General features: G+C 55.1%; 6 protein-coding genes and 6 pseudogenes. 11 read left to right on the top strand and 1 reads right to left on the bottom strand.

The genetic code is table 11. The features are described 5' to 3' along the window. The first annotated feature begins 148 nt into the window (after positions 1–148). The 4 genes and pseudogenes from H4F65_RS22195 (at position 149) to H4F65_RS21705 (ending at position 1413) form a co-directional block, all read left to right on the top strand. Positions 149–484 (top strand): iron chelate uptake ABC transporter family permease subunit, encoded by a 336-nt coding sequence (locus tag H4F65_RS22195; RefSeq protein WP_423143408.1) that lies wholly within the window; start codon positions 149–151, stop codon positions 482–484. A 32-nt stretch (positions 485–516) separates the two neighbouring features. Beyond that, the gene (locus tag H4F65_RS22190; RefSeq protein ID WP_423143407.1) at positions 517–705 is read left to right on the top strand and encodes a hypothetical protein; all 189 of its coding nucleotides are present in this window, start codon (positions 517–519) and stop codon (positions 703–705) included. Positions 706–785: 80 nt separating this feature from the next. Further along, a pseudogene (locus tag H4F65_RS21710) lies at positions 786–968 on the top strand (type II toxin-antitoxin system HicA family toxin). A gap of 36 nt (positions 969–1004) precedes the next feature. Further along, positions 1005–1413 (top strand): annotated as a pseudogene (locus H4F65_RS21705) (type II toxin-antitoxin system HicB family antitoxin). Between the two features lie 96 nt (positions 1414–1509). Here H4F65_RS21705 and rpmE read toward each other — a convergent pair. Beyond that, positions 1510–1726: pseudogene (gene rpmE / locus H4F65_RS21700) on the bottom strand (50S ribosomal protein L31). Between the two features lie 272 nt (positions 1727–1998). Between rpmE and priA the strand changes: the two are divergent. The 7 genes and pseudogenes from priA to H4F65_RS21665 form a co-directional block, all read left to right on the top strand. Continuing rightward, positions 1999–4199, top strand: a pseudogene (gene priA, locus H4F65_RS21695) (primosomal protein N'). A 308-nt stretch (positions 4200–4507) separates the two neighbouring features. Next, a complete protein-coding gene (gene cytR / locus H4F65_RS21690) occupies positions 4508–5551 on the top strand; it encodes a DNA-binding transcriptional regulator CytR (protein WP_010281514.1) in 1044 nt (347 codons plus the stop codon). Between the two features lie 88 nt (positions 5552–5639). Beyond that, positions 5640–6500 carry a cell division protein FtsN gene (gene ftsN / locus H4F65_RS21685; RefSeq protein ID WP_072014223.1) on the top strand — a complete coding sequence of 287 codons (861 nt, stop codon included), beginning with the start codon at positions 5640–5642 and terminating at the stop codon, positions 6498–6500. 83 nt (positions 6501–6583) lie between these two features. Beyond that, positions 6584–7114 (top strand): ATP-dependent protease subunit HslV, encoded by a 531-nt coding sequence (hslV, locus tag H4F65_RS21680; RefSeq protein WP_005973334.1) that lies wholly within the window; start codon positions 6584–6586, stop codon positions 7112–7114. A 9-nt stretch (positions 7115–7123) separates the two neighbouring features. After that, positions 7124–8455 (top strand): HslU--HslV peptidase ATPase subunit, encoded by a 1332-nt coding sequence (gene hslU / locus H4F65_RS21675; protein ID WP_010281519.1) that lies wholly within the window; start codon positions 7124–7126, stop codon positions 8453–8455. 144 nt (positions 8456–8599) lie between these two features. Continuing rightward, a pseudogene (locus H4F65_RS21670) lies at positions 8600–9518 on the top strand (1,4-dihydroxy-2-naphthoate polyprenyltransferase). A 156-nt stretch (positions 9519–9674) separates the two neighbouring features. Then, positions 9675–9979, top strand: a pseudogene (locus H4F65_RS21665) (RraA family protein); the annotation flags it as partial.

Below are 9979 nucleotides of genomic sequence, written 5' to 3'. Positions count from 1 at the left end.
CATCACCCGCTTTGGTGAGCAGCTCGGTGACTGGGCGCTGCCGATGGCGGCCTTCTGCGGCGGACTCTTTATCGGCTGTCGCCGGTAACCGTGGCTGTTTCTGCTGGCAACAGGCGCGGGGCGCGCAGAGCGCCTCATCATCTGCGGATTGGCGATCTCATTTCTGTTCGGCGCGCTGACAAATTATTTGGTGTTTTCCGGCGATCAGCGGGCCGCCAGCTCGATTCTTTTTCTGGTCGCTGGGGCGGGCTGGGCCTTGCGCCGTTGGAACACGTTACCTTTTGCGGTGTTCAGCGTTCTGCTGCTATTCGGCCTCACCGCCCTGCGCTGGCGTGCGCTCGACGCGCTGCTGGCTGGCGGACAAACCGCAGCCTCAATGGGGGTTAATCTGTCTCGCGTACGGGTGGAAATTTTCATCTGCTGCGCGTTCGCCACGTCGCTGTTAGTGCGCGCTGACTGGCGTGATTGGGGTTTATCGGCCTGATGATTCCCATCTGGCTCGGCCGCTGAGCGGGCGTGCTGCACAAGAAGCTTCTGCCGCTGACCGGCCGTGCTGGGTTGCGGTACTGCTGTGCGGCGGCGATTGGCTCAGCCCGACAGCTACTGGCACCCACAGGAATTACCCATCGGGATTATTACGGCAGGGTTTGGGCCGGCATTTTCGTTCTGGGGATGCTGGTAAAAACGTCAGCAGGGATGAAATAACTCCAATAACTCAAAATATTGCCAGCTGGAGTTTATTGGGGTTATCTTTTATCGTATTAAAAGGGCAGCGGGGTGCAGGGATGGATAGCAGGACGTTTAATAGCAGAAATCAAGGCCGATGGGGTGGGAACTGATAAGGTGAACGGAAGGCCACCACCATTTTATGCATCCTAGTAAACGCGGGGTTAGTCACAATCCCCCACCCTAAGAAAGATTTACCGATAGGCACGGTAAAAAGCATCAGGAAACAAGCAGGAATATGACTCATCGCTGACTCGAAGAGGCTTTAATTATGTTTTATTCCGATTGCAATTGAAGCAGGCGACGATACCCACGCATACGGTGTAACAGTGCCAGATCTACCGGGCTTGTTTTTCTGCAGGCGATACGCTAGACGATGCCATCGCGAATGCTAAAGAGGCGATTACCGGACATATCGAACTGCTGATCGAGATGGGTCAGGATGTTTCCTACCGTGTCGTCAGTAGGCAAATTGGCAAAAAGCGCAGAATACGCCGGGTACACGTGGGCGGGTTGTTGATATCGATGTGACGCGTTTAATGGGCGGTTCAGAAAAAATTAACGTCACGCTGCCTAAATCGCTGATTGACCCGAATTGACCGTTGCGTGGCGAGTAATCCTGAATTTAAAAGCCGCTCAGGTTTTCTCGCGCAGGCGGCATTAGAGCGAATCTCGTCTTCCCGATAAATAGCACTGACACACCAGAAACAACAAAGGCACCTGTCGGTGCCTTTGCAGAAAGTTACTATGCCAAAAGGGACGATGCCAATTGGCCAGTAGAACTTATTTTTTAGCGCCTGGAACGGAGAAACGCTTGTTGAAGCGGTCAACACGGCCACCAGTTGCAACATCACGTTGTTTGCCGGTGGTAGAACGGGTGGCATTCGCCACAAACGTCCAGGTTCAGGTCACGACCCACGGTAGAATGGGTCTTGATCACGTTACCGCAAGAGCAAGTTACAGTAACTGCAGAATAATTCGGGTGAATACCTTTTTTCATGGGGAAACCTCAGTTAAGGCCGTGTCGCTATCCAGCCCTGTTCCGCCAGACACCACACGAAAGTTGTATAAGTAAGTTTCATTATGCAAACGGCACAATGGCGGCGGATCATACAGAATCCGCTACCCTGATGCAATCGCATCCACACATTATCCCTCGCAGCATGTACACTAGCGCCTTGCGTTATTTTCACCCCGCGTCGCGCATGATACAGACCCCTCGGTTATGTCATTGATCGCCGCACAAATCACGTCGACTATCACGGAGAAGTTATGTCTGTCGCTCAGGTCGCTTTGCCCGTGCCATTGGCACGTACATTCGATTATTTGCTACCCGCAGGAGGCATCACTCCGCAGGTCGGCGCGCGCGTCAGCGTCTCCTTTGGTAACCGTAAAGCGATCGGCATTATTACCGCGCTGAGCGACACCAGCGAACTTCCGCTTGAACAATTAAAAACCCGTGCATGACGTGCTGGACGAGCAGCCGCTGTTCCCCCCCAGCCTGTGGCGCATCTTGCTGTGGGCCGTTGAGTATTATCACTATCCGATTGGCGAAGTGCTGTTCCACGCGCTGCCGATCCTACCTGCGTCAGGGGAAACCCGCACACCGTGCTCCTCTCTGGCAGTGGTTTGCCACCGAACAGGGTCGGGCGACGCCGCTCAGCACACTCAAACGTGCCGCAAAACAGCAGCAGGCGCTGGCGGCCCTACTTCAGTCGCCGCTTTACCGCCATCAGGTAAGCGAAATCGGGCTGACGGAGACGGCGTTGCAGGCGCTACGCAGCAAAGGTCTGTGCGAATTACAGGCCGCAGAGCAAACGCTTCACGACTGGCGTCAAAGTTTTAGTTTGGCAACCGACCGACTGCGTTTGAATACCGAACAGGCTACTGCCGTCGGCGCGATCCGCAGCGAAGATAACCACTTTGCCGCCTGGCTGCTCGCAGGTATCACCGGCTCGGGCAAAACCGAAGTCTATCTCAGCGTGTTGGAAAACGTGCTGGCACAGGGCAAACAGGCGCTGGTGTTAGTGCCGGAAATTGGCCTGACGCCGCAAACCATCGCCCGCTTCCGCGAACGGTTTAACGCCCCGGTGGATGTGCTGCACTCTGCACTCAACGACAGCGAACGCCTTGCAGTCTGGCTACGTGCCCGCAGCGGTGAAGCCGCCATCGTCATCGGAACGCGGTCAGCGTTATTTACGCCCTTTGCCCGTTTGGGGCTGATTGTGATCGATGAAGAGCACGACAGTTCCTACAAACAGCAGGAAGGCTGGCGCTATCACGCCCGTGATTTGGCGGTGTTCCGCGCCAGAGAAGAAGACATTCCCATCGTCATGGGGACGGCGACGCCCGCGCTGGAAACGCTGTATAACGTCCAGATCGGCAAGTATCGACGCTTGAATCTGACCAAACGAGCGGGCAATGCCTCGCTAGCCAAACAGCACGTCATCGATCTGAAAGGGCTGCCGCTGACGGCCGGGTTATCTCAGCCGTTGATTACCCGCATCCGCCACCATCTGACGAACGATAATCAGGTTATCTTGTTCCTTAATCGGCGCGGGTTCGCCCCCGTGGTGATGTGCCACGAGTGCGGCTGGATTGCCGAGTGTCAGCGCTGCGATCACTACTATACCTACCACCAGCATCAGAGGATGCTGCGCTGCCACCACTGCGACAGCCAGCGTCCGGTTCCACAGCAGTGCCCCGGCTGCGGCTCAACCAATATGGTGCCGGTCGGTCTGGGTACCGAGCAGTTGGAACAAAGCCTTGCGCCGATCTTTCCAGATGTCCCGATCACCCGCATCGATCGTGATACCACCAGCCGTAAAGGGGCGCTTGAGCAGCAGCTCTCGCAGGTCAGGCAGGGCGGCGCACGTCTTCTCATCGGCACACAAATGTTGGCAAAGGGGCATCACTTCCCTGACGTGACGCTGGTGGCCCTGCTGGACGTGGACGGTTCGCTGTTCTCTGCCGACTTCCGCGCAGCCGAACGTTTTGCGCAGCTCTATACTCAGGTGGCGGGTCGCGCAGGACGTGCAGGCAAGGCGGGCGAAGTGGCGCTGCAAACTCACCACCCGGAACATCCGCTATTACAAACGCTGCTGCAACAGGGCTACGATGCCTTTGCCAGCCAGGCGCTGACTGAACGGAAAAGCGTTTTTCTGCCGCCGTTTACCAGCCATATTCTCTTCCGCGCTGACGACCACGATAATCAGCAGGCCGCATTATTCCTCCAGCAGTTGCGTAATTTGCTGGAGGCGAGCCCGCTGCGGGATGAATCACTCTGGCTGCTGGGCCCAGTCCCTGCTTTGCAACCCAAACGTGCGGGACGCTTCCGCTGGCAGCTCTTGCTACAGCACCCCTCCAGAGCGCTATTGCAGAAACTGGTCAGAACATCGCTGACGCTAATCGGCACGCTGCCGCAGGCGCGTAAAGTGAAATGGATGCTGGATGTCGACCCCACGGACGGTTAGCGCTTCCTGTTAGCGCCATTTCGGTTTCTTGCCACTCATTTTTTGCGATCGGCGTCGAGAACACGATATTCATCACACTTTCTGTGCAAATTAAGCAACAAAACCTGCGTTCAATCTGTTATCACTGTCTGCGTAGGCCGTATGCTGAGGCCAGCCGTTTACTGAGGTCAGATCGTGTACTCAGGTATAGCGCCGTTCCATCGGCATACCGTCCCCAAAAAGCGTTACCCGTAATCATAGAAAGTCAGTAGACAGGGGCGTTCTGCTGACAGTCAGCGCCAGTTAACGCTGACGCAAGGAGAAAAGCGTTGAAGCAGAAGAAAGGCGTCACCACGGCGACGATGAAAGACGTGGCGGATGAAGCGGGCGTTTCCACCGCGACCGTATCCCGAACGTTAATGAACCCAGAGAAAGTCTCTGCGACCACCCGTAGGAAGGTCGAGCAGGCTGTCATCGCCGTTGGCTATTCGCCTCACGCACTCAACAGGAATCTCAAGCGTAACGAATCGCGCACGATCCTGACGATCGTCCCGGATATCTGCGATCCTTATTTCTCCGAAATATTTCGCGGGATCGAGGAAACGGCAGCCGAACACGGCTATCTGGTGTTGATTGGCGATTGTGCTCACCAGCATCAGAAAGAAAAAACCTTTGTCGACCTGATTATTACCAAACAGATCGACGGCATGCTGTTACTCGGCTCTAATCTGCCGTTTGACGCAGGCCAGGAAGAGCAGCGTAATCTGCCGCCGATGGTGATGGCGAATGAGTTCTCACCGGATCTGGCGCTACCCACCGTGCATATCGATAACCTGACCGCCGCCTTTGAAGCCGTACACTATCTGTATCAGGCGGGTCATCAACGCATCGCCTGCATTGCGGGGCCAGAGCACATGCACCTGAGCCAATATCGCCTCCAGGGATATATTCAGGCCCTGCGCCGCAACGGGATTCTTATCGATAATCAGTATATCTTTCGGGGCGATTTCACCTACGAAACCGGGATAAACGGCCTGATTGCGCTGATGCAACATCCTCAGCCGCCCAGTGCAGTCTTCTGTCATAGCGATCTCATGGCGCTGGGCGTGCTGGCGCAGGCCAGAAAGATGGGGCTGGATATCCCGCGCGACCTCTCAATTATCGGTTTCGATGATATCGAACAGGCGCAGTACAGCTGGCCGCCTCTAACTTCTGTCGCCCAGCCTCGTTATCAGATCGGACGCGAGGCAATGCTGCTACTCTTAGAGCAGTTGCAAGGTAACACGGTACAAAGCGGTTCCCGTCTGTTGTCCAGTGAGCTGGTCATACGCGACAGCGTCGCCGCGCCGAATTACGCCCGTAACAGGCTTTAAGACTTCAGGTGCTGGTCAAATATTTGAGGGTTCAGTAACATGACCCCCTAATTATATTATTTACCTATCAATTCACAGCGAAACGACAGTGGCACAAAGAGACTACGTGAGCCGGGGACGTTCATCAGGGACGCGCCGGAAAACGACAAATAGCCGGAAAAAAGGCAAGGCTTCAGGTGCGTCCAAAACGATGATCGCACTCGCTGTTGCCGTTTTGGTCACCTTCGCGGGCGGTCTGTACTTTATCGCCCATAATAAACCGGACGATTCACCCGTCCTGCCGCATCAGAATGCAGGCAAAGGTAACGGGCTGCCCCCCAAACCGGAAGAACGCTGGCGCTACATCAAAGAACTGGAAAATCGTCAGTTGGGCGTCACGACGCCAACGGAGCCTTCCGCGGGTGGCGAAATTCAGTCGCCAGTGCAGTTGACGGACGAACAGCGCCAGCTGCTGGAACAGATGCAGTCTGATATGCGTCGTCAGCCAACGCAGCTTTCCGAAGTGCCGTATAACGACCAGACGCAGGTTCCGCGCTCTCAGGTGACAATCAAGCCGCCGACCCAATCGATGCAGCAGCCGCCTGTCGTAACAACGCAACCCGCCACACGCGCACCTGCGGTCACGCAAACGACACCTGTTGTGCCGAGACATGAAGCAGCAAAACAGGAAGCACCGAAGCAACAGCCGGTCAAACAGCCTGAAGCGCCAAAAGCCGAGAAAACCCAGCGCTGGGCGATCCAATGTGGCTCCTTCAAAACCATGGATCCTGCCGAATCGGTCAGAGCACAGCTGGCGTTTGCCGGTATCGAAAGCCGCATCACCTCTAACGGCGGCTGGAACCGTATTATGCTTGGGCCTTATAACAACCGTGCTGCCGCAGATAGCATGATCCAACGTCTTAAGGGCGCGGGCGCATCAAACTGTATTCCTCTTGCCAGCGGGGGTTGAAAAACCCCACGCCTTCCCCCATCTATAACTTCAATGTGCCCCGAATCATGCGGGGATCTTTTTCTTCAAACGGGGACTGACTCGTGACAACAATTGTAAGCGTACGCCGCAACGGCCAGGTGGTCATTGGCGGTGATGGACAAGCCACTCTGGGCAACACCGTGATGAAAGGCAACGTGCGTAAAGTGCGTCGTCTCTACCATGACCGCGTCATCGCCGGTTTCGCAGGCGGCACGGCGGATGCCTTCACCCTTTTTGAGCTTTTTGAGCGCAAGCTGGAATTACATCAGGGTCATCTGGTGAAAGCTGCCGTCGAGCTGGCGAAAGACTGGCGTACTGACCGTATGCTACGCAAGCTGGAAGCCCTGTTAGCCGTTGCGGACGAAAATGCCTCGCTGATCATTACCGGTAATGGTGATGTCGTGCAGCCTGAAAACGATCTGATCGCGATTGGTTCCGGCGGTCCTTATGCACAGGCTGCCGCGCGTGCTTTACTGGAAAACACCGAGCTGGGTGCGCGTGATATCGTCGAGAAATCTCTGGGGATTGCTGGCGACATCTGTATCTACACCAACCAGTTCCACACGATAGAAGAATTAGCCTCCAAGGCGTAAGGATCAACTATGTCTGAAATGACCCCGCGCGAGATAGTCAGCGAACTCGACAGCTATATCATCGGCCAGCATAAAGCGAAACGCGCTGTTTCCATCGCGCTGCGTAACCGCTGGCGCCGCATGCAGTTGGACGAAGCACTTCGTCATGAAGTGACGCCTAAAAATATTCTCATGATCGGTCCGACCGGCGTCGGTAAAACCGAAATCGCTCGCCGTCTGGCGAAGCTCGCCAATGCGCCGTTCATCAAAGTGGAAGCCACTAAATTCACCGAAGTGGGCTACGTAGGTAAAGAAGTTGACTCCATCATCCGCGATCTGACGGATTCCGCGATCAAAATGGTGCGCCTTCAGTCCATCGAAAAAAACCGCTTCCGTGCGGAAGAGATGGCGGAAGACCGCATTCTGGATGTACTGATTCCTCCGGCGAAAAACAACTGGGGACAATCAGAAAGCACGCAGGAACCTTCCGCTGCACGTCAGGCATTCCGCAAGAAACTGCGTGAAGGCCAGTTGGACGACAAAGAGATCGAGATCGATCTGGCAGCCGCCCCCGTTGGCGTAGAGATCATGGCTCCTCCAGGCATGGAAGAAATGACCAACCAGCTCCAGTCCATGTTCCAGAATCTGGCAGGACAGAAGCAGAAAGCCCGTAAGGTCAAAATTAAAGATGCCTTCAAGCTGCTGATAGAAGAAGAAGCCGCCAAGCTGGTGAACCCGGAAGAGCTGAAACAGCAGGCGATTGAAGCCGTTGAGCAACACGGTATCGTGTTCATCGATGAGATCGACAAAATCTGTAAGCGTGGCGAAAGCTCCGGCCCGGATGTGTCCCGTGAAGGCGTTCAGCGCGACCTGCTGCCGCTGGTTGAAGGTTGCACCGTGTCCACCAAACACGGCATGGTCAAAACTGACCACATCCTGTTTATCGCGTCCGGTGCGTTCCAGGTTGCCAGCCCGTCCGATCTGATTCCAGAATTGCAGGGGCGTCTGCCGATTCGCGTAGAGTTGCAGGCGCTGACCACGGAAGATTTCGAGCGCATCCTGACCGAACCGAGCGCCTCGCTGACCGAGCAGTACAAAGCGCTGATGGCGACAGAAGGCGTAAATATTTCGTTCACCGCCGATGGTATCCGCCGTATTGCCGAAGCCGCCTGGCAGGTCAACGAAAGCACCGAAAATATCGGCGCACGCCGTCTGCATACCGTGATGGAGCGTTTGATCGAAGACGTGTCTTACGACGCCAGCGAAATGAACGGTCAAAGCGTTACCATTGACGCAGATTACGTACGTAATCATCTGGATGAATTAGTAGCAGATGAAGATCTGAGTCGATTTATCTTATAATCCGTTTTCGCGGATCGCACGATTAACGATAAAGTGGGAGGCGTTGGCCTCCCACTTTTGTTTCTGACGCCGCCATCACTGACTTTTCTTGTTTATAAACGGATGATTCACGCAATTGAATCGTCAATAAAATTGAAGCACACCATGACCTTATCGACCCATAGCAGCAAAACCAAAGCCTGGCTGGATAGCCTGCGTCCAAAGACGTTGCCATTAGCTTTTGCGTCCATCGTCCACCGGCTCGGCGATCGCGAGCTGGCATAGCAGCTTTAAACCGGGCGTAGCATTACTGGCGTTGTTAACCGCCGGACTGCTGCAAATCCTTTCCAATCTGGCGAACGACTATGGGGATGCGATAAAAGGCAGCGATACCGAGGAACGCATCGGGCCGTTGCGCGGCATCCAGACCGGGGCGATTACGCTGACGCAGCTGCGCAATGCGCTAATCGTGACCGTGGTGCTCACCATCATTTCCGGCGTGAGCTTGGTGATTCTGGCGTGTGAAAAGCCAGCGGATATCTTTGGTTTCCTGATTCTGGGGCTGCTGGCGATTTTCGCCGCCATCACCTATACCGTCGGTAACAAGCCCTACGGCTATATCGGACTCGGCGATATCTCAGTGCTGATCTTTTTCGGCTGGCTCAGCGTCGCGGGGTCGTATTATCTGCAAACCGGCCATTTCGACAGCATCGTGATGCTGCCTGCGACGGCCTGCGGTCTGTTGGCGACGGCGGTGCTGAACATCAACAACCTGCGCGATATCGACAACGATCGCATCAGCGGAAAGAACACGCTGGCAGTACGTCTTGGTGCGGAAAAAGCGCGCTTCTATCACACGATGCTGCTGTTGCTGGCACCGGTTTGTCTCGGTCTGTTTGCCACGTTTTATCTGCACAGCCTGGCGGGCTGGCTCTTTATTCTGGCGCTCCCGTTGCTGATTCAGCAGGCGCGCTATGTGCTGCGTGAAACCAGCGCATTCAGTATGCGTCCGATGCTGGAAAAAACGGTGAAAGGCGCGCTGCTGACCAACATTCTGTTCGCCGTTGGCGTGATATTGAGTTAGTGCGGGTAAAGTGAGCGCGGGCGAAAAGTGGTGCGTATTTACTGATACGCATCAAGTTTAACCATTTGATGATTTTGCCAACAGCCGCCAGAAAGGGATATACTCATGATTCCGGCGGCAAACAGACGTTAATCCTATGAATACGATACTTCCGAACTGTGCGATATCTACCACGAAGAGGTGAATGTTGTTGAGCCTCTGTTCTCTAATTTTGGCGGGCGTACTTCATTTGGTGGCAAGATCACCACGGTGAAATGTTTTGAGGATAACGGCCTGCTGTTCGATCTCCTTGAAGAGAACGGCCTTGGGCGCGTGCTTCTGGTTGATGGCGGCGGCTCGGTGCGTCGCGCGTTGATCAACGCGGAAATCGGCCCGGCTGGCGGACGCAAAACGAGTGGAAGGCATTGTCGTTTATGGGCGCGGTGCGTCAGGTTGACGATTTGGCTGAGCTGGATATCGGT

Source organism: Pectobacterium brasiliense, assembly GCF_016950255.1.
Classification (GTDB): Bacteria; Pseudomonadota; Gammaproteobacteria; order Enterobacterales; family Enterobacteriaceae; genus Pectobacterium; species Pectobacterium brasiliense.
The sequence above is the reverse complement of the archived record's forward strand: the minus strand, read 5'-3'. Positions and strand labels throughout refer to the sequence as shown.